The organism is Paraburkholderia fungorum (genome assembly GCF_046027605.1).
Classification (GTDB): domain Bacteria; phylum Pseudomonadota; class Gammaproteobacteria; order Burkholderiales; family Burkholderiaceae; genus Paraburkholderia; species Paraburkholderia fungorum_F.
Map to the genome: position 1 here is coordinate 18,007 of NZ_JAQQEF010000011.1, position 19,469 is coordinate 37,475.

Here is a 19,469-nt window from a genome sequence, read left to right on the forward strand (position 1 = left end):
CGGCTAGAGAACCGCCAGCGTGGTGTTGGGAATGTCGGTGACGAGCATGTGTCCGGGTTTGTGCGCGATCGCAAACGGCAAGCGCGCGCTTTCTATAGCGGCCTGCGGTGTGACGCCACAGGCCCAGAACACCGGCAACTCGTCGCTGCGCACTTCGACTGCGTCGCCGAAATCGGGCCGCGTGATGTCGCGAATGCCGATCAGCGAGGGGTCGCCGATATGAACCGGAGCGCCGTGTACCGCGGGAAAACGGCTGGTGATCTGGATGGCGCGGATTGCGTCGGCGGCTTTCATCGGCCGCATCGAGACCACACGGTTGCCGCCGAACACGCCGGCGCTCACGTTGCGTTCGCGCGTGCGATACATCGGCACATTGACCTGCTGTTCGATATGGCGCAGTGGAATGCCTTCGCGCCGTAACATCTCCTCGAATGAAAACGAGCAACCGATCGCGAACACCACGAGGTCGTCGCGCCACAGCTCGTCCAGACTGCGCACCTCCTCGGCGCGTTCGCCGTGGCGATAGACGTAAAAGGCGGGGACGTCATTGCGTATGTCGAGATCGGCACCGAGCGACGGCACGCGCCATGCGCCGGGTTCGCCGATGCCGAGCAACGGGCAAGCCTTCGGATTGAGCGTGCAGAAGCGCAGGAAGTCGTCGGCGTATTGCCTGGGCAGGATGGCGAGATTGGCTTGCGCATAGTCGCCGCAGTAGCCCGCCGTCGGCCCGGACAGGCGGCGGCTGCGAATCTGCTGACGAAACTCGGATGGCGTGTAGGACATGAAGGGCTTGACTCCAGCTAGGTCCGGATGACTGATGGAAGCCAGATTAGTAACGCCAAAAATATCCAGCCAGCGAGTTATTCTTGCGTTTCGTTAAATTAAACTTAACAGCGTCGTGATGATTTTCCGGTGATGATCGAATGCTTCGGGAATGCTGTTGGGAGAGTTGATGCAATGAATACCCGCTTTGTCGAAACGTTTCTGACGCTCGCTCGTCTCGGCAGTTTTCGAGCGACGGCTGCTGCCATGCACGCGACGCCCGCGGCGATTTCGCTGCGCATCAAAACGCTTGAAGCAGAGTTGGGCGTCGAGTTGATCGAGCGCGACGCCGCGGCGTTTCAACTTACCGCGCATGGCGAACGGCTGCTCGCGCATGCGCGATCGGTGGTGCAGGCCACGCGCTCGCTGCAACTGGCCGCGCAGGACGAAACCCAGGTGACCAAGCGGCTGCGGCTCGGTGTGATCGAAACAGTGGTGCATAGCTGGCTGCCCGACTACATCCGTATGCTGAACGCCGGGTACAACCGTATCGTCGTAGATCTGAGCGTCGACTCGAGCGCCGTGCTTGGGCCGCGGCTGCGCGCGGGGGATCTGGATCTCGTCATTCAGGTGGAGGAAACCGGCGAGCAGGAAGCGTCGATTGTTTCGACCTTGCTGGCGAGTTATCCGGTGCGCTGGATCGCGCGCGACGACCTGATTCCGGCGAGCCGCGCGAAACATGTGCAGACGGTATTGCAGAAACCGGTGCTGACGTTCGGCCGTGGCACCGCGCCACAACTCGCCGTGGAGGCGATCGTGGAGACGCTCGCGAAGCGCGCCGGTGTGCCGCTTGCGGATACTCAGGTGACCTGCATGCCGTCGGTGGCGGTGATCGTGAAACTGCTGCGCGATGGCTATGGGATCGCGGCAGTGCCGGCGCTGTTCGTCGAGCCGTTCCTGAGCAGCGGCGAGCTCGGGCAATTGCAGGTGCGTCCGCTGCCGCCGCCGATCGACGTTGCGATGTATTACCGCGACGACGCCGACGTCGGCGTGCTGGCGGCTTCACGCGTCGCGCGCAGCGCGTGCGATCAGTATGCGAAGGCGATGGGGCGGCAGTTGATTGAGAGGCGGTGAGGCGAGCGATCGAGAAAGCATGCAACTCCTCACGCAACCACACGTCATTCGTCTTATGCCATTTGCCGTGCTACACTGTAATAACATTGTGTTTACTTTTAAATGCCTACCCTTTAGCATTCCAGTCCAGGTGCTGCCATGAAAACGACCATCCGCAGAATGGGTAACTCCCATGGTGTACTGATTCCGAAACCTATCTTGACCCAACTTGGGCTGGAGGACGAAGTGGATATGCAAGTGGAAGGGAACGCCCTCGTGATACGGCGTCCCCAGAAAAAAGCGCGTACGGGGTGGGCTGACGCGAGCCGTTCGTTGGCGGCGTCCAAAGACGACGCGCTGGTGATGGGCGAGTTTTCCAATGCCGATGACGCGGGGCTCGAGTGGTAGCGCGCGGCGAAGTCTGGCTTGTCGCGATGGATCCAACCGTCGGCAGCGAGATTCAGAAAACGCGGCCATGCGTCGTTGTTTCGCCGGGTGAATTGCATGATCACCTGCGCACGGTGATCGTCGCGCCAATGACCACGGCCGGCCGGGCGGCGCCTTTTCGCATCCCGCTCACTTTCTTGCGCAAGAAAGGTTTGATCCTGCTCGATCAGATTCGCACGGTAGACAAGACGCGGCTTGTAAAGCGTGCGGGCTCCGTATCGGATACGGCGCTATCGAATGCGTTGTCGACGTTGCAGGAAATCTTCGTCGAGTGAAGGACGGCAGGGAGCGTAGGCCGAAGTGGTGGCGTAGTGGTGCTCAATCGCGGTGCTGAATCCGGACGCTCAATCTGCGCATTCAATCCGCGTACTCAAGCAGCGCCGAGGCGCCGCCGGGCAGTCGCCACGAGTTGGTCGAACGAGAAGGTACTCGCAGCAAGCGCGATCGTGTCCGGAAAATTATCACGCGTGAGGTCCGTCAACACCTGGCCCGGCGGCGCTTCGATCAGCACGTGGGCGCCCATTTCCTGCATGACGGTGAGCGCGTCGAACCAGCGCACGGTGTAGCGCATATTGGTCGTGAGATCGTCGCGAATCGCCTGAGCCGTGTACAAAGGCCGACCGCCGCGGTTGCCGATATAGGTGCTTTGAGGCACATGAAAAGGCACATCCTGTGCGTACACAACCAGCTCGTCTGTGGCATGTGAGAGCAGTTCGCAATGCGACGGCACGCTTACGGCGAGACGGGTGGCCCTGCGAGCGCCCGCTGCGAGCGCGCGCTCCATGAATGCGTCCAGCGCGGTGTTCGCACCCGCCATGACGACCTGACGTGGCGCATTCACATTGCCGATATACACACGTTGATTGTTCGCCTCCGCGTGCTTCCCGGCGAGTGTTTCCAGTTGGTGTTCGGTCAAACCCGATATGGCCGCAAGACCGTAGCCGGACGGATACGCTGTCTCCATCAACTCGGCGCGCTTACGAACCATCTTCAGCGCGTCGTCAAAGCGAACCGCGCCGCAACTGACCGCCGCCGCATACGCGCCTACGGACAAACCCGCGCTGACGCCCGGCGTGAGCTGTTCTTCTGCGAGTGCGCGCGCGATCGCCACGCCCGCGACCGTCAAGCCGATCTGAACGGCGACGGTCGAGCTCAGCGAATCTGGCGTGTCGAGTGTGAGTACGTCGGTGCCGAGAACCTGAGACGCTTCGTCGAGCGTTTCGCGCACAGCCTGGTGCTGCGGCAGACGGTGCAGGAATCCGTCCGACTGGGCGCCCTGGCCGGGAAACAGGAGGGCCAGCATCAGGTATTGCCGTGAAGAGGTGCCCACGGATCGACCATGAGCTGCGGGCCGCGAGCGTGGCGTACCATCACGCGTGCTTTGTCCGCGGCCCACTCGGCCAGCGCAACGCCGCCCGCGGGTGTTTCCAGTTGCGCATCCACGCGAATGCCGGCGCGTTGCGCGATTGTTTGCAGATAATCCAGCAATTGAACGGCGCTCGCGTGCGAGAGCTTTTCCGGCGTGCGGATCAGCAGATCGAGGTCACTCGCGCGCGTGACCGTGGGCGCCCGAGTGGCCAGTTCAAAGCCTGTGCTGCCGGTCGGTCCCCAGACGAATTCAACCAACGCGCCGGCCGTGTCGCTTTGCAATGTGGCGAGGGCCGTGAAAGCCGGCAACGCCTCGCGTTCCGCAAGCGGGTTGCGGAGCACCAACGCTTCCGGCGGCACGGCGGTTTCAATATCGTCCCGATGCGCCCACGTGCCGTAACGCTGCGAGCGCTCCACACCACGCAAGCCAATCGCCATGAAGCCGTCGGCGGCCAGCGCGCGTCTGACCACGGCATATGGCGCGCGCTCGAAAGACGCGCGAGCCCACGCCGGTTCGCCCTCAAATTGCCGCAGACAGCGCAGGCGCAACAGGTCATGCGGCTGCCAGCGCGTATCGCACGACAACGCGTGATCGGCTGCAAACGGCGGCGCTGCGCAGACCTGCATTACACGGCATCCCATTGTTCAGCGAGACGGCGTCGCACTTCGATCGACGCTGCGCGATTCTTTTGAGCCGCAGCCGATTCCAGACGATGCGACAGACCGGGTTTGCCATCGCGTGCGCTCTGAATCTGCTTGCTCAACACCTGACGCACGTGCTCGATTTGCGCGGCATCCGGCGCATCGGCGTCGACGCCTGTGATCAGTTGATCGAGCAGGCCGAGTTTGGCGAACGATGTCATCGAGTACGACATCGGCACAATGGTTTCGCCGAGCGCGTCGAGTGCTTCGACGGTGCGGCGCGTGACCCGTGCGGCCGCTTCCTTGCCCATGGCGTGGACCATCGTGCCGGGCGCGTCGAGCGCGACGATGCGGTTGGCCTGATAGCCGTGCGCGAGGAATGCGCCCGACATGGCGGGTCCGACGATCAGCGCGATGACCGGGTGGCCGGCGTCACGCGCCGACGCATAGGCGTCGACCGCGGCGGCGCAGGCGAGGTGAATGCCGAGCATTTCCTCGCGATAGCCGTACGCCTGACTTTTGACATCGACGATCGCGAGGATCGGGCGGCGCGTCTCGCTCTTCGCGTCCTGCGCAATGGTCTCGCGTACGGCGCGTGCGAGCTGCCAGCCCTGTTCGAGACCGACCACATTATCGGTCGCGCGCGGAAAGCGGTTGTCGGGATCGGGGACGACCGCAATGAAGCGCGCGGTCTCGCCGCCGAGCGTCGCATCGCCGCTCCATACGGGCGCGTTGCCGGATGGCTCGCCGGCGAGCGCGTGGAACCAGCGCGCGCCGCGGCTGAGAGTGATGTCGTTCATGCCTGCTCCTTGCCGGAGATTTGCGGGTTTTGCGCCGGGTTGTAAGCCGGGTTGAACACGTCACGCATTGTTTCCGGCGTGACGCTGGCCGGGTCGATTCGCGCGAGCCGGTCGAGGAACGTGTCGACCTGTTCGCTGCGATGCGCAGCCGGCACGCCTTGCGTGAATGCCGAGCGCACGGCGGCGCGCACCGCGTTGGCATCGTCGTCGACCAGTTGATCGGCGAGCGCGGTTGCCGCCCGTTGTTCGCCGCCGATCAATTGCCACACGCGGCGGCGATCGCTCGCGTCGAGTTCTTCGATACCGGCTTCCTGTTCGATCACCTCGGGGCCGTTCATGCCGAGCCGCCCTTGCTTCGTCACGACGAGATACGAGCACAGGGCCGCCGCCAGCGACATGCCGCCGAAGCAGCCGACCATCCCCGCAATCACGCCGACCACCGGCACATACCTGCGCAGCGCGACGATCGCGGCCTGCATCTCGGCGATTACCGCAAGGCCCAGATTGGCTTCCTGAAGCCTGACGCCGCCGGTTTCGAACAGCACGACCGGGCGGACGATCTTGCCGCGCTCGCAGTCCCGCAGCGCCATTTCGAGCGCGGCGGCGATCTTGCTGCCCGACACTTCGCCGATGCTGCCGCCCTGGAACGCGGACTCGATCGCGGCGACCACGGCCGGCTCGCCGTCAATGGTGCCGCGCGCGATCACGCAGCCGTCATCCGCCTGGCAGACGACACCTTGCAGCGGCAGCCACGGCGACTCGATCTTGTCGAACGGTCCGAGCAGTTCGCGGAACGTGCCCGCGTCGAGCAGCGAGCGGGCGCGTTCGCGCGCCGGCAGTTCGATGAAACTTTCGCGCAGCATTGGCGCGGGACGTGCGGCGTCGATGGTGTTCATGCGTCGTCTCCCTGTTCTGCCGCTTCGATGGCCTCCGCGAGCCGCAGCGCCACGACGCCGGGGGTCGCGCCGAAGTCGTTGATTTCGATTTGCGCCGCGCCGTCATAGCGCGTGAAGAAGCGGTCGAGCACGCTCTTCCAGATGTGGCTGTAGCCGTCGACGCTGGTGCGCACGACCACATGCGCGTTCAGCGCGCCGGCGTTAGCCGAAGGCGACAGCAGCACTTCCAGATCGCCCGAACCGACCACGCCGACATGCGCGCGGGTCGTGACAGCGCGTTGCGCCGGATAGTCGAAGGTCAGATGTTCCATGAGGCTGAACTCCCGCCGGCGTCGTGATGCGCCAGCATGTCGAGAAAGAGGGTGGCGGCGAGCAGATCGGCTGCGCCGCCGGGGGATGCGTTGAGCGACAGCAATTCGTGCTCGAGTGCGGCGAGTGCGGCGTGCCCGTCCCGCGTCGAGCTCCCGCCGTTTTCCAGCACGCGGCGCGCGCCATGTTGCGCAGCGTGCAAGCCAGGCAAACCCGCGCGATGCAGCAGGCAGGTATCGTCCAGCGAGGCCATGATCGACAGCAAGGCGTCGAGGCGCGCAGCGTTTTCGTCGACGCCGCTGGCTCGCGCCGCGAGCAACGCGGGCAAACCGATATCGATGACGTGCGGGAAACCATCTTGTGCCTCGCGGCGCGCTCCGCCTACCTGATAGCGCTGCCGCGCGCGCTCGCCGTGACTGTCGGCGGGCGCGGCGAAGCGATCCGGGAAGCAGGCAATTTGCGCGGCGAGCATGCACACGTGCGACGCGTTCGCATGCGCGGTAGCGCCTGGCATGGAGACGTCTCGCATCGAGGCACCGGCTAACAGCGAGGGGCCGCCTTGCACGGAGGCACCGCCTGGCATCGAGGCCCCCGCCACCAGCAGGCCGACGATCCAGATCGCGCCGCGATGTGCGTTGCTGCCGCCCGTGGCATGCAGCATGGCCTGCTCGCCGGCGCGGCCGATCTGCGCGAGTTCAGCGCGCAACAGCGCGGATGGCTCGCCACGGCGGCGCGCTGTGTGCGCGAGCGCCGCGAAGGTCGGTTCGAGCGCATGTGCCGAGCGCAGCATGATGGCGAGATCGAGGTCGCGATGCGCACCGCTGCCGCGCCGGTCGACCAGCGCGGGTTTCGGCGTGAGTTGCGCTTCTTCGATCAGCGCGGTGACCGCGTAACGGGCGGACTGGACATCGGACAGGGCTGGCTGTGCCGTGACCGCGGCGCCGACGGCACGCTCGAGCAAAGCTTCGCGCGAGCCCATCGTTACCAGCTCCTGAAGCGTGCCGGCGGCTCGTACAGTCCGCCCGACCACGTCACCAGGTCATCGATGCTGCGTGCCGCCAGCAGCGAGCGCTTGGCTTCGCCACGTCGAATGCCGAGATCTTCCGGATACGCGACAATGCCGCGCCGGCGCAACTCGGCCGTCTTCTCCGGCTTGGCGCGCAGCCCGATCGGCGTCACGCCGGCCACCGCGGCCACCGCCGCGCGGCGCTCGTCGATGCCTTCTGCTTTATGCAGATATGCAATGCCTTCCTCGGTGACGACATGGCTCACGTCGTCGCCGTAGATCATCACGGGCGCGATCGGCATGCCGCTCTTCGCACCGACGGCGACTGCATCGAGTTCATCGACGAAGGTCGGCTCGCCGCCTTTCTTGTAGGTCTCGGCCATCTGCACGACCAGCTTCTGCCCACGTGAGACCGGACCCTGATCCTTCAGCAGCTTGAGCCAGGCTTCGCTCGAATGACGCCGGCCGCGCGGATCGTGACCCATGTTCGGCGCACCGCCGAAACCGGCGAGGCGGCCGCGTGTAACCGTCGACGAATTCGCGTCCGCGTCGATCTGCAAGGTCGAGCCAATAAACAGGTCGACGCCGTATTGACCCGCTAGCTGGCACAGCACGCGGTTCGAGCGCAGGCTGCCGTCATTGCCCGTGAAAAATACGTCGGGGCGCGCCTCGATGTACGCCTCCATGCCGACTTCGCTGCCGAAGCAATGAATGCTGTCGACCCAGCCCGATTCGATCGCGGGGATCATGGTGGGGTGCGGATTGAGCGTCCAGTTGCGGCAGATTTTGCCCTTCAGGCCGAGCGATTCGCCGTACGTGGGCAGCAGCAATTCGATCGCCGCGGTATCGAAGCCGATTCCGTGATTCAGCGACGTGACACCATACGGCTCGTAGATGCCGCGAATCACCATCATCGCGGTGAGCACCTGCAAGTCGCCGATATGCCGTGGGTCGCGCGTGAACAAAGGCTCGACGGCAAAGGGCGTGTCCGCCTGCACGACGACGTCCACCCACGAGCCCGGGATATCGACGCGCGGCAGTTCATCGACGATCTCATTGACCTGCACGATCACGATGCCATGCCGGAACGCGGCGGCTTCGGCGATAGTGGGGGTGTCTTCGGTGTTCGCGCCGGTGTACAGATTGCCGTGACGGTCGGCTTTTTCCGCGCACAGCAGCGCGACGTGCGGCGTCAGATCGACGAACATCCGTGCGTACAACTCGACGTAGGTATAGATCGAGCCAATTTCCAGCTGGCCGTCTTCGAGCAGCTGCGCGACCCGCAAGCTCTGCGGCCCGGCAAACGAGAAATCGACCTTGTGCGCGATGCCGCGCTCGAACAGCGTCAAATGTTCAGGACGGCCGATGCTCGAAATCAGCAGATGGACGTCGTGAATCTTTTGCGGATCGACCTTGGCGAGGGAACGGGACAGAAAGTCGGCCTGTTTCTGATTGTCGCCTTCGAGTGCGACGCGGTCGCCCGGCTGGATCAGCGTTTCGAGCGCATCGACGATACGGTTTGTCGGCAGGATGCCGTCTTCCAGCCACGGGGCGATGGCCGCGAGGCGACGGTTCTTCTCGTCGCGACGCGTGGTCCAGGAGCGGGCGGTGGTGGAAGCCTGGGCGGCTTCGGCGGGTCGGTTCATCGGCGGATTCAGCTCCCAGTGGTGGTGCGCGTGCGTCTGGCGCGCGGCTTGGGTTGATTCGCAAGCGCGGCTTCCGCCTGCGCGCGTTCGGTCAGGAAACGATGGAGCAGGTCGCCGGTGCCGAGCAGATGCGTGACGACCAGCGACTGCGCAGCGGGGATATCACGGCGTTGTACGGCGTCGAGCAAGGCGGCGTGTTCATTGTCCGACTCACCCTTGTACGACGGCAAGCCGAACTTCAGGCGCAGATACCGTTCGCCGCGCCGATGCAGCGTGCCGATCATGTCCTCGAGCTGCGGGCGGGCGGCGGGTGCATACAGGCTCATATGAAATGCCACATTGCGCGCGACGTACAACGACGGATCCGACTCGCGCTCGGCGGCGCGGCAGAGGCTGGTGCATTCGCGCAGCGTGGCGGCGGTGTGATCCGGAATCGCGAGGCCGATGGCGAGACTCTCCAGCGCGGAGCGAATCTCGTAGATTTCGCGCGCTTCGTCCGCCGACAGCGGTGCGACAGTCGCACCTTTATGCACGGCGGCTCTCGCCCAGCCCTCGCTTTCGAGCTGGCGCAAGGCTTCGCGCACAGGAATTGCGCTGACCGAGAAATGCCGCGCGATTGCGTCCTGCCGCAGCGGCGCACCGGGCGCCAGCGTACCGTCGACAATCGCCGTGCGCAGCGCCTCTGCGATCACGCGGGACGTGCTCTCACGCGGCGCCGCAGCCGGTAAAAGCGGGCTGCGCGCCGGGGCGTCCAGGGGAAAACCATCTATTGCGTCGCTCATGATATCAAATATTATATATGAAAATGCGCGAGTTACAGCAAGGGTAAAGCGCGGAAAATTTTCAGCACTCGCGGCCTGCGGTGTCTTTCCAACCTCGTACGAGGCACATCGGTTCACCCAGAGGCGCGCTATCTCGTCGTCAGGCAAGTAAGCCAGATACATCAACCGTAGGGCCGGAGGAGCATGATGAATTCACTAACCGACCGCACGCCGGTCGCGCGGCGCCGCACGCCGCTCAATCGTTCGCAGATCGCAGGGTTTTGGGGAGCGTGGGCCGGCTGGACGCTCGACGGGATGGACTCGTTCATCTACGCACTCGTGTTGACGCCGGCGTTGACCGAGCTATTGCCGCGTTCGGGCTATGCGGCAACGCCCGCGAATGTCGGCCTCGCCGGTTCGATTCTGTTCGCGCTGTTTCTGGTCGGCTGGGGTCTGTCGTTCATCTGGGGGCCGCTGGCGGACCGCTTCGGCCGCACCAAGGTGTTGGCGGGCACCATTTTCACGTTCGCCATTTTCACGGGGCTTGCCGCGACCTCGCACAACGTGTGGGAGCTCGCCATCTATCGCTTCATTGCCGGTGTCGGCATTGGCGGCGAGTGGGCGCTGGCGGGGACGTACGTTGCGGAAGCGTGGCCGGAAGATCGCCGCAAAATGGGCGCCGGTTATCTGCAAACGGGCTACTACGCCGGCTTCTTTCTGGCTGCGGCGCTCAACTATACGATCGGCGTGCATTACGGCTGGCGCGCGATGTTCCTGACCGGCGCGGTGCCGGTGGTGGTCGCGATTCTGGTGCTGTTGCGGGTGAAGGAATCGGAAAAGTGGGAGAAGGCGGAAGCGAGCGCCGTGCGCGCCAAACCGCTGCGCGAAATCCTCGGGCCGATGTATCGGCGTCGTACCTGGGTCGCCTGCATTCTGCTGACGATCGCGATCATCGGTTTGTGGGCTGGCGCGGTGTACGAGCCATCGGCGGTGATCCAGCTGGCGACGAAGGCCGGCATGGCGAAGAACGACGCGATCAGGACGGCGTCGCTGGCCACCGGTTTGTTGTCGATTGCGACGATTCTTGGTTGTCTTGCGCTGCCGCCGCTGGCCGAACGCATCGGCCGCAAAAAGACGCTGGCGATTTATTTTATCGGCATGGCGGTGTCGATCGTGGGCAGTTTCGGCTGGGCGTTTTATTTACCGAACGGGCTCGCGCCGTTTATTGCGTGGCTCTTTGTGCTGGGCTTCTTCGGCGGCAATTTCGCGCTGTTCAGTTTGTGGCTGCCGGAGCAGTTCGAAACCCGCGTACGGGCGACGGCGTTTGCGTTCTGCACGTCGTTCGGGCGGTTTGTCGGCGCCGGTGTCAACTTTCTGCTGGGCGCGGCCGTGCTGCACATGCATACGCTCGGGCTGCCGGTGGCGTTGACGGCGCTCGCATTTATCGTCGGGTTGTTCGTGATTCCGTTTGCGCCGGAGACCAAGGGGGAGGTGTTGCCGCAGTGAGATTGGCCGTTTGGCTGAGTGGCGGGCGAGGGCGGCGGCAGGCATGCTTTCTATCGGTTAGACGACGTGTTCCTCCCTCGTTTTGGGCTTGGTTGATTTGTACGGTAACCTGTACAATGATCGCCGTGGTGCAGATGGGCTTTTTCGTCTGGACCACGGCCTTACCCTGACAGTCCCCGCAGTGCAGGAAGTCAATTCGGCGGTGGCATCGTCTCTAACTTTTGACAGGAGCGACTGGAGGGAAACCTCTCAGATCGATAAAACGAATGAACGTCCTTACTTACAGCGAGGCGCGTGCCGGCTTTAAGCAAGCGATGGACGACGTCTGCCGCGATCACGCGCCCATGCTGATAACCCGGCAGGGTGGCGAAAATGTGGTCATGGTTTCGCTCGAGGATTTCAATGCGATGCAGGAGACCTTGTATCTGTTGAGCTCGTCGAAGAATGCCCAGCGGCTCGCCAGATCTATCGCTCAATTGAACGCCGGCGGTGCGACTGCGCGCGAACTGCTGACCGATGAACAAAGAGAGAAGCCGCAACGAGGAGGCCGCAAAGGCTGATAGTGTTTTTATGTTCACCGACGACGCGTGGCGTGACTACTTGTATTGGCAGGAAACTGACAAAAAAGTCTTTCGCAAGATCAACACGTTGCTAGAGGAGTGTCGGCGCGATCCTTATCGCGGGACTGGAAAACCGGAGCCGTTGGTGGGGAGCTTGAGCGGGTTCTGGTCGCGACGTATCACGCTTGCTGATCGCCTGGTCTACTTGCCGAGAGACGGAAAGATCTACGTGATTACTTGCCGTTTCCACTACGACGACTGAAACAGAAAACCGGGTGGAGTCAGTTCCAGCCGCCGCTCCGCTCCGCGCGACCGGTACGCCGGATTCTCAATCAGCGTGATGCCGCGCGCGTCCGCCCGGACGCAGCATTGAAAGCAGCGGCCAGCCGAGATTGACCCCGAGGCTCGCGATCACGATCAATGCCATGCCCGCGAGCTGCGGCACCGACAGCGCCCGCCCATACACCACGGCATCGGCCACGATCGCCGTCAGCGGATAGACGAACAGCAAAACGGCGATGATCGGCGTGGTCAGTTTCGGCAGCGCGCCGTAGATCAGCACATACGACAGCCCCGTGTGCAGCACGCCCATGCCGACCAGCCAGAACCACTGCATCGGCCCGATATGCACGGCGGTGAGCGGCGCGATGAACGGCAGACACACCACGCCGACCGCGCATTGCGCGAGCGTCAGCAGATGCGGGCGCAAAGTGCCGAGTCCTTTGGCGATCAGGGTGACGCTCGCGTACAGCACCGAACCCGCCAATGCCTCGCCGATCCCGATCAGGTAGCTCGTATGCCCCTGCAGATTCTCGCTAGCCGCGACACCCGAGGCCAGAACGAGTCCGACAAATGCGGTTGCGATCCAACCGAGCCGGTCGATACCAAGGCGCTCATTGAACAGCGCCGCGCCCATCAGCACGACCCAGAACGGCTGCACGTGAAACACCACGGTCGCCACCGCAATGCTGGTGCGATGAATCGCATCGAAGAAGCCGACCCACTGCGTGACCATCAGCACGCCGGAGATCAGTGCCAGCGTCACCGTGCGCCGCGTGAAATGCGCGCGCGTGAAGAAGCCCTTCCACGCACAGTAGGCGGCGAGCGAGAGGAAGCCGAACAGGCAGCGAAAGAACACCAGCGTCAGCGCGCCAAGCCGCGCTTCCTCGACGAAGATGCCGAGCGTGCCCATCAGAAGCCCGCCGCTGGCCAGCGTGATGGCGCCTTGTTGACGTTGGGTGAGGGACATGCAAAGCGGCTCCGAAAATAGGTTGCATAAGGTGAGTCACGAGTATTGCGCGGCTTGCACGGCATCGACAAACGAATTAAATTGAGCAATTGCATAAGCTGGATTGATAAATCATGCACCCCGAATTCGACGTCGATTTGTTGCGCACTTTCGTCGCGGTGGTGGAAACGGGCAGCTTCACGAAGGCGTCGATCACCGTGCATCGTTCGCAGGCCGCGGTCAGCATGCAGATCAAGCGGCTCGAAACCATGCTCGGCACCACGCTGTTCGCCCGCAACACGCGCAATCTCTCGCTGACGCGGCCAGGCAATACCCTGCTCGAATACGCGCGGCGCGTGCTGGCGTTGCATGAGGAGGCCTGGTCGGCGATCGTGCGTCCCGAGGTGACCGGGCGGGTGGTGCTGGGCGCACCGGATGATTACGTGTCGTCGCTGCTGTCGCCGGTGTTGCGGCGTTTTTCGAACCTGTATCCGCACGTCGAAATCGAGATCGTCTGCGCGCAGAGCACCTCGCTCGCGCCCATGCTGGCCGATAACAAGATCGATCTCGCCTTCGTCACGCGGGACCGCAAATTGCGCGGTGAATTCGTGCGCAGCGAACCGATGGTGTGGGTTGGGGCGTCGGTGGATACGCCGGTGCTGGCGGCGTCGCCTTTACCGGTTGGACTTTACGAGCCGGGCTGTGTCGCGCGCCAGCATACGCTGGCGGCCCTCGACGGTGCGCGGTTGCGCTATCGGGCGGCCTTTAGCAGCGCCAGTCTGATGGGCCTGGTGGCGACGGTGGATGCAGGGCTTTCGGTGATCGCGCTCACGCGTTGCAGCGTGCCGCCGCGGCTCGCGATTCTGGGCGAAGCGCAAGGCTTGCCGAAGATCGCGCCGCTGGAAATCGTGGTGGCGCGCAGCGCCAAATCGGACCGTCCTACGTGCGATTATCTGGCCGCGCAGATGATGCAGGATTTGTCGCTGCGCACACCGGGGCGCGGGGCTGGGGCGGCGGCGTGATGATGCTGCGATGGGCATGCCCCAGAAGGGCGTTGCTCAGCCGCGCTGATTGGCTGCGTGGTTTAAACGCGCGGCATGAACGTGAAGCGCAATCTTGCAGCCTGACTACGCCGCTCAACCTCGCGGATAAGCCGTTACCTCGCCATCCACGGCAAGCCGCACATTTTCACCCGGCCGCGGCGACCGATACCCTGGCACGCGAGCGCGCACGACAGTCCGCGCGCCGGATTGCAATTGCAGCGCCACACCCGCGTCCTGCCCCTGAAAGATCACGTCCTGCACGACGGCATCATAAGACGCCACGCCGTTCGGCATGGTTTCTTCGGCACGCAACAGGCGGATCTGCTCAGGCCGCACCATCACATCGACCGCGCCGTTGCCCATCGGCTCGCACAGCGGCAAATCGCCGAGCTCGCAGTTCACGCGATCCTGCCTGACCACGCCCGGCAACAACACCGCTTCACCGACGAACGACGCAAGTTCGCGCGTCACCGGCCGGCGGTACAGCGTCTCCGGCGTCGCGGTCTGGATCAGCCGGCCGTTCCACAGCACCGCGACCTCGTGTCCGAGCGACAGCGCTTCCGATTGATCGTGCGTGACGAGGACGGCAGTCGCCCCCGTCGCGGCCAAAGCGCTTGCCACCGCTTGTCGCGTTTCGAGCCGCAAGGCGGCGTCAAGCGAGGAGAAGGGTTCATCGAGCATGACCAGAGTAGGCGACGGCGCGAGCGCACGCGCCAGTGCGACACGCTGCTGCTGACCACCCGATAACTGCTGCGGCGCGCGCTCGCCGAAGTTCGCCGGCAAGCCGACCAGCTCCAGCAATTCGGCCACCCGATGCCGCGCGCGGCGTTGCGTACGCGGCAAGCCGAACACGATGTTGTCCGCCACGGACAAGTGCGGAAACAGCGCGCCTTCCTGCGGCACGTAGCCGATGCGGCGCTGCTCGGACGGCATGTGCAGGTTGTCGCCGGCCACGCGGCGGCCGTCGATGTCGACGCTGCCGCTATCCGCGCGTTCGAAACCGCACAACAGCCGCAGCAAGGTGGTCTTGCCGCTGCCGGACGGGCCGAGCAGCGCGAGCAGCGTCCCGCGCTCGACGGAGAGATCGATGCCGTGCAGCACCGGATGGCCGTCGAACGATTTTTGCAGTCCGCGGATACGAAGTTCGCTCATGAAAATCCAAGGTCCAGGAACAGGGCGATAGGACGCAACGCTCAGCTGCGTTCGCCGAGTAAGGCCGATTTGCCGAGCAACGCGAACAGGAGGCCGGAGGCGAACAGCGAAATGCCGGTGAGCAGCGCCGCATAGGGCGCCGCGGCGGCGAACGCCATCGTCGAGGTGTCGGCCCAGACTTGTGTCGCGAGCGTTTGCGTGTCGATGGGGGAGAGCAGCAGCGTCGCATTCAGTTCGGTGACGACCGAGATGAACACCATCGCCGCCGCCGCGCCGAGTCCGGGGCCAGCCAGCGGCAACACCACCCGGAACAGCGTCTGCGACCAGCTCAGGCCGAGCGCGCGTGCTGTCTCTTCGAGACGCGGCTGCGCCTGCATGAAGGCGGCGCGCACGCTCACCAGCGCCACCGGCATGAACAGCATCGCGTAGGCGATCACCAGCAGTGTCGCGCTTTGATAAAGCGCTTGCAGCGCATGCACCGCAAGCGACACGATGGCCAGCGCGATCACCAGCCCCGGAATGCCTTGCGCCAGAAACACGGTGCGCTCGAACACGGTTGCGAAACGCGTCGGATAGCGCACCAGCAGGAACGCGAGCGGCACGACCAGCAGCGTGGTCAGCAGCGCGGCGGCGAGCCCGAAACCGAGCGACGAGAGCGTCGCGCTGAACAGCAGTTCGGGCGACACGTCGGCCGGTGTGACGGCAGCCGCGCCCGGTTGGGTGAGCCAGTAGCCGATCATGCCGAGTGGCACGCCGAGCGTCGCGATCGCCAGCGCCGCGAAGCCGGCGACGACGACCCAGCGCCATGCGCCGAGGTCGTAGCGCAACACCGCGCGACGTGTGCCACGATCCACGCGTTCATAGCGCGCCGCACCGCGTACGCGGAATTCGAACGCCAGCACGATCAGGCAAATCACGATCAACAGGCACGCAAGCAGCGAAGCGCCGCCGCCATCGAAACTGGTTCGGTATTCCGCGTAGATTTGCGTGGTGAAGGTGCGAAAACGCAGCAGCGTAAACGCGCCGAATTCGGACAGCACGCCGAGCGCGACCAGCAGCATGCCGCCGAGCAGCGCCGGGCGCAGTTGCGGCAGCACCACGCGAATAAACGTGGTCCAGCGATTGCAGCCGAGCGCGCGCGCACTTTCTTCGAGCGCCGGGTCCATGCTGCGCAACGCGGCGGCCACGGGCAGATAAACGAGCGGGAAATACGCGGAACTCAGCACCAGCAGCGCGCCGTTGAAGTCCTGCAGCTCCAGGCTCAGCGACACCCATGCATAGCTCGAGATGAAGGCCGGCATGGCAAGCGGCGCGGCAGCGAGGACGGCCCAGAGGCGACGTGCCGGCAAATGCGTGCGTTCGACAAACCATGCGGCCGCCGTGCCGACGACAGCGCAGACGAGCGTGGTCGATACGGTGATCAGCAGCGTGTTGACCAGCAGTTCGCCGACCAGCGGCCGGAAGATCAGATCGACCGCCTCGCTGATTCCGAAGCTCGCCGCACGCCAGAAGGTGAACGCAATCGGCAGCAACACCAGCAAAGCGCTGAGTGCGGCCGCCGCAAACAAACCGCGCGGCGCGCGCGCACGGGCGCGCGCCGTGGCGGGGATTACAGCCGGAGGCCCGGCTGACACGGCCTCGCTCATTTACAGCAAGCCAGCCTGGCGCAGCAGCTTGCCGGCCTGGCTGTCGTCGCCGAGTTGCTGGATCGTCAGTGCCGGCGGGGTCAGTTCGGTGAACGGCTTGAGGATCGGGTCCGGCGCAACGCCCGCATGCAGCGGATATTCGAACATGACGTGACTGTTCGCCATCAGCTTCTGCGCGCGTTCGCTCACCAGATACCCGAGAAACTTCTGCGCGCCGTCCGTGTTGTGCGCGGACTTCAGCACCGCTGCGCCCGACACGTTCACCAGCGCGCCGGCGTCGCCGTTGCCGAAGTGATAGATCGCGCTGCGGGTTTTCGCATCGCCGAGTTCGGCGTGCAGACGCGCCCAGTAGTAGTTGTTGATCAGACCCGTCGCGACGCCGCCGCGATTCACGGCGGCCACCACGCCTTCGTCGTCGTCGAAAATCTGCGCGTTGGCTTTCAGGCCCTTCAGCCATGCGACGGTTTGCGCTTCGCCCTTCAGCCCGAGCACGGCGCTTACGAGCGGCAGGAAGTCGCCGTCGCTCGGTGCAATGCCGACCTTGCCTTTCCATTCCGGCTTGGCCAGATCGAATAGCGACTGCGGCAATTGCGACGCCTGCACCTTGGTCGTGTTGTAAGCCAGCACGTTTTCACGCGCGGTCACGCCGACCCACACGCCGGTCGGCGAATTGAAGCGCGCCGGCACGGTGGCGAGGGTCGAGTCGTTCACTTTGCTCAGCAGGCCTTTCTCTTCGAGCAGTACCAGTTCGGGCGAGTTTTCCGTGAAGTAGACGTCGGCGGGCGTGGCGGCGCCTTCCGCGACGAGTTGCGCGGCCATGGCGGGGCCTTCGCCGCTGCGGATCTTCACCGAAATGCCCGATTCTTTTTCGAAGTCTTTTGCCAGCAGATTGACGACCTGCTCGTGTTGCGCGCTGTAGAGCGTGATCGACGCAGCGTGGGCCGCCGACGGCACCGTTGCTAATGCCGCCAGTGTGAGCGCTGCGCAGCTGAGCAGGCGCAGGCGAGTGCCAAACCAGGAATGAGCCATGATTCTAAAATCCGTTAGTGATGTGTTGTTGTCGATCTTTGATGAGTCGCATGCCGCTTCTGCTTGCCGCGCGCCTTGCGGCCCGCGGCTGACTTCCCGGCCTGCATTACGTCTCGAACAGCCCCGCGCCGATATACGAACCTGGCCTCGCGCCCGGCGGCACGGCGAACACCGCGCTGCCGACGTGCGTCGTGAACTGGTTCATCATGTCGAACTTCGCGAGCCTGTCGTTGATCGGAATGAAGCCGGTACGCGGGTCGCTCTGGTGAGCCACGAAAATCAGCCCCGCGTCGTATTCGGTTTCCTGGCGCCATGGCGGCCAGCGCTCGATGTAGAAGTTCGTGCCGTCGTTGTACGAATACGAGCGGCGCAGAATCTGCGCACCGTTGTTGCTCGCCTGATTCGACAGACGCACGTGCGAGTTTTCCGGAATCACCGGATTGCCGTCCTTGTCCTCTTCCTTCAGGTCCACGGCGTCGAATTCGTTCTTCTTGCCGATCGGCGCGCCGCTGTACTTGTGGCGCCCGAATACCTGCTCCTGGAAATCGAGTTCGGTGTTGTCCCAGTGTTCGAGCGTGATGCGGATGCGGCGCACCACCGTGTAGGTGCCGCCGTCCATCCACGGCGCGTCGGCGGTGGCCCCAGCCCAGACGAATTCATTCATCAACTGCGGCTTCGCGATCGACGGATTGTTGGTGCCGTCCTTGAAGCCCATCAGATTGCGCGGCGTCTGACCGCGCGGACCGGACAGGAAACCGGACTGGCCCCAGCGCATCGTCGCGACGCCGTACGCGAGGCGCGACAGCTGGCGCACCGCGTGAAACGCGACTTGCTGGTCGTTTGCGCAGGCCTGAATGAACAGGTCGCCGCCGGTTTTCTCAGCGATTAGCTGGTCGCCGTTGAAGCGCGGCAGATCGACGAGCGCGGCGGGGCGGCGCGAGGCCAGCCCGTAGCGGTCCTTGCCTTCATGCGTGAAGAGACCGGGGCCGAAACCGAAGGTGATGGTCAGGCCGCAGGGGCCGAGGCCGAGCACGTCGCCGGAATCGGGCGCGGCTTTGTTGTCGCCCGCCTCGCCGGTCGGCAGCGGCGCGGCCGTGGCGCCTTGCGTGAGGCGTGCGGCGGTGTCCGTCCAGGTGCGCAGCAGGGCGATGACGTCGTCGCGTTTGTCGGTCGTCAGATCGAGCGCGGCAACGTACGTGTGACTCTGCTGCGGCGTGATAATGCCGCCTTGATGCAAGCCGTAGAACGGCTCGAGCGCCATCTGCGGATCGGCGGTGTGCGCCGGCGTTCTGGCCTGGGCGGTCTGCGACGTCGCAAGGCCTGCACCGAGGCTCGCGCCGGCCGCTACCGCTGCGCCGCCCGCCTTGAGAAAGCCGCGCCGTGATGGCCGCGGGGGTTGATCGTTTGCCATGGTTACTTCACCTTCATTTGGCCGTGGGATATGCCGGGTTTGCGTCCGGCTCCGGGGCCGGTTTCGGTTCGCTGGTTCGCGTCACGCATTTGCGTCGCTGGTTTGCGGCGCGAATTCGCGTCACGGGTCTGCGTCACGGGCTTG

The 19,469-nt window shown here is 64.3% G+C and carries 21 protein-coding genes; 7 read left to right on the top strand and 14 right to left on the bottom strand.

Features of this window, described 5'->3' with window-relative positions:
- Positions 1–3 precede the first annotated feature (3 nt).
- Positions 4–783 (bottom strand): putative hydro-lyase, encoded by a 780-nt coding sequence (locus PQR53_RS19210; RefSeq protein ID WP_408456994.1) that lies wholly within the window; start codon positions 781–783, stop codon positions 4–6.
- A 174-nt stretch (positions 784–957) separates the two neighbouring features.
- On the opposite strand from PQR53_RS19210, the gene PQR53_RS19215 reads away from it, so the two are divergent.
- The 3 genes from PQR53_RS19215 to PQR53_RS19225 all read left to right on the top strand — a co-directional run bounded on the left by PQR53_RS19215 (position 958) and on the right by PQR53_RS19225 (position 2,597).
- The gene (locus tag PQR53_RS19215) at positions 958–1,896 is read left to right on the top strand and encodes a LysR family transcriptional regulator (protein WP_408456996.1); all 939 of its coding nucleotides are present in this window, start codon (positions 958–960) and stop codon (positions 1,894–1,896) included.
- A 138-nt stretch (positions 1,897–2,034) separates the two neighbouring features.
- Complete coding sequence (locus PQR53_RS19220; RefSeq protein WP_408456999.1) at positions 2,035–2,283, top strand: AbrB/MazE/SpoVT family DNA-binding domain-containing protein; 249 nt, start codon at positions 2,035–2,037, stop codon at positions 2,281–2,283.
- Entirely contained in the window at positions 2,277–2,597 is a 321-nt protein-coding gene (locus PQR53_RS19225) for a type II toxin-antitoxin system PemK/MazF family toxin (protein ID WP_408457002.1), read from the top strand. Before PQR53_RS19220 ends, PQR53_RS19225 begins: the two co-directional genes overlap by 7 nt.
- Positions 2,598–2,692: 95 nt before the next feature.
- On the opposite strand, the gene mdcH is transcribed toward PQR53_RS19225, so the two are convergent.
- From mdcH to PQR53_RS19265, 8 genes are read right to left on the bottom strand one after another with little or no spacing between them, the layout of a single operon-like run.
- A complete protein-coding gene (gene mdcH / locus PQR53_RS19230) occupies positions 2,693–3,625 on the bottom strand; it encodes a malonate decarboxylase subunit epsilon (RefSeq protein WP_408457005.1) in 933 nt (310 codons plus the stop codon).
- The gene (locus PQR53_RS19235; RefSeq protein WP_408457008.1) at positions 3,625–4,317 is read right to left on the bottom strand and encodes a malonate decarboxylase holo-ACP synthase; all 693 of its coding nucleotides are present in this window, start codon (positions 4,315–4,317) and stop codon (positions 3,625–3,627) included. Before PQR53_RS19235 ends, mdcH begins: the two co-directional genes overlap by 1 nt.
- Positions 4,317–5,132 (bottom strand): biotin-independent malonate decarboxylase subunit gamma, encoded by an 816-nt coding sequence (gene mdcE / locus PQR53_RS19240; RefSeq protein ID WP_408457011.1) that lies wholly within the window; start codon positions 5,130–5,132, stop codon positions 4,317–4,319. The genes PQR53_RS19235 and mdcE overlap by 1 nt, the downstream gene beginning before the upstream one ends.
- Positions 5,129–6,028 (bottom strand): biotin-independent malonate decarboxylase subunit beta, encoded by a 900-nt coding sequence (locus PQR53_RS19245; RefSeq protein ID WP_408457014.1) that lies wholly within the window; start codon positions 6,026–6,028, stop codon positions 5,129–5,131. The genes mdcE and PQR53_RS19245 overlap by 4 nt, the downstream gene beginning before the upstream one ends.
- Positions 6,025–6,339, bottom strand: a complete 315-nt coding sequence (locus PQR53_RS19250; RefSeq protein ID WP_408457017.1) for a malonate decarboxylase subunit delta — start codon at positions 6,337–6,339, stop codon at positions 6,025–6,027. The genes PQR53_RS19245 and PQR53_RS19250 overlap by 4 nt, the downstream gene beginning before the upstream one ends.
- Positions 6,327–7,316, bottom strand: a complete 990-nt coding sequence (locus tag PQR53_RS19255) for a triphosphoribosyl-dephospho-CoA synthase (RefSeq protein ID WP_408457020.1) — start codon at positions 7,314–7,316, stop codon at positions 6,327–6,329. Before PQR53_RS19255 ends, PQR53_RS19250 begins: the two co-directional genes overlap by 13 nt.
- Positions 7,317–7,318: 2 nt before the next feature.
- A complete protein-coding gene (gene mdcA / locus PQR53_RS19260; protein WP_408457023.1) occupies positions 7,319–8,989 on the bottom strand; it encodes a malonate decarboxylase subunit alpha in 1,671 nt (556 codons plus the stop codon).
- An 8-nt stretch (positions 8,990–8,997) separates the two neighbouring features.
- Positions 8,998–9,771 carry a GntR family transcriptional regulator gene (locus PQR53_RS19265; protein ID WP_408457025.1) on the bottom strand — a complete coding sequence of 258 codons (774 nt, stop codon included), beginning with the start codon at positions 9,769–9,771 and terminating at the stop codon, positions 8,998–9,000.
- A 186-nt stretch (positions 9,772–9,957) separates the two neighbouring features.
- Between PQR53_RS19265 and PQR53_RS19270 the strand changes: the two genes are divergently transcribed.
- The 3 genes from PQR53_RS19270 (at position 9,958) to PQR53_RS19280 (ending at position 12,078) form a co-directional block, all read left to right on the top strand.
- On the top strand, positions 9,958–11,256 hold the full coding sequence (locus PQR53_RS19270) for an MFS transporter (RefSeq protein ID WP_408457508.1): 1,299 nt from the start codon (positions 9,958–9,960) through the stop codon (positions 11,254–11,256).
- Between the two features lie 266 nt (positions 11,257–11,522).
- Positions 11,523–11,816, top strand: coding sequence for a type II toxin-antitoxin system Phd/YefM family antitoxin (locus PQR53_RS19275; protein ID WP_408457028.1), 294 nt, complete (start codon positions 11,523–11,525; stop codon positions 11,814–11,816).
- A 10-nt stretch (positions 11,817–11,826) separates the two neighbouring features.
- On the top strand, positions 11,827–12,078 hold the full coding sequence (locus PQR53_RS19280) for a Txe/YoeB family addiction module toxin (RefSeq protein ID WP_408457031.1): 252 nt from the start codon (positions 11,827–11,829) through the stop codon (positions 12,076–12,078).
- Positions 12,079–12,144: 66 nt separating this feature from the next.
- On the opposite strand, the gene PQR53_RS19285 is transcribed toward PQR53_RS19280, so the two are convergent.
- Positions 12,145–13,065: a DMT family transporter gene (locus tag PQR53_RS19285; protein ID WP_408457034.1), complete on the bottom strand. Its 921-nt coding sequence runs from the start codon at positions 13,063–13,065 to the stop codon at positions 12,145–12,147.
- A gap of 113 nt (positions 13,066–13,178) precedes the next feature.
- Between PQR53_RS19285 and PQR53_RS19290 the strand changes: the two genes are divergently transcribed.
- Positions 13,179–14,066 (top strand): LysR substrate-binding domain-containing protein, encoded by an 888-nt coding sequence (locus PQR53_RS19290; protein WP_408457037.1) that lies wholly within the window; start codon positions 13,179–13,181, stop codon positions 14,064–14,066.
- Between the two features lie 114 nt (positions 14,067–14,180).
- Here PQR53_RS19290 and PQR53_RS19295 read toward each other — a convergent pair whose 3' ends face one another.
- From PQR53_RS19295 to efeB, 4 genes are all read right to left on the bottom strand, one after another.
- Positions 14,181–15,239, bottom strand: coding sequence for an ABC transporter ATP-binding protein (locus PQR53_RS19295; protein ID WP_408457040.1), 1,059 nt, complete (start codon positions 15,237–15,239; stop codon positions 14,181–14,183).
- Positions 15,240–15,280: 41 nt separating this feature from the next.
- Positions 15,281–16,885, bottom strand: coding sequence for an ABC transporter permease (locus PQR53_RS19300; RefSeq protein ID WP_408457043.1), 1,605 nt, complete (start codon positions 16,883–16,885; stop codon positions 15,281–15,283).
- A complete protein-coding gene (locus PQR53_RS19305) occupies positions 16,886–17,914 on the bottom strand; it encodes an iron ABC transporter substrate-binding protein (protein ID WP_408457045.1) in 1,029 nt (342 codons plus the stop codon).
- A 106-nt stretch (positions 17,915–18,020) separates the two neighbouring features.
- Positions 18,021–19,325 (bottom strand): iron uptake transporter deferrochelatase/peroxidase subunit, encoded by a 1,305-nt coding sequence (gene efeB / locus PQR53_RS19310; RefSeq protein WP_408457048.1) that lies wholly within the window; start codon positions 19,323–19,325, stop codon positions 18,021–18,023.
- Between the last annotated feature and the right edge of the window lie 144 nt (positions 19,326–19,469).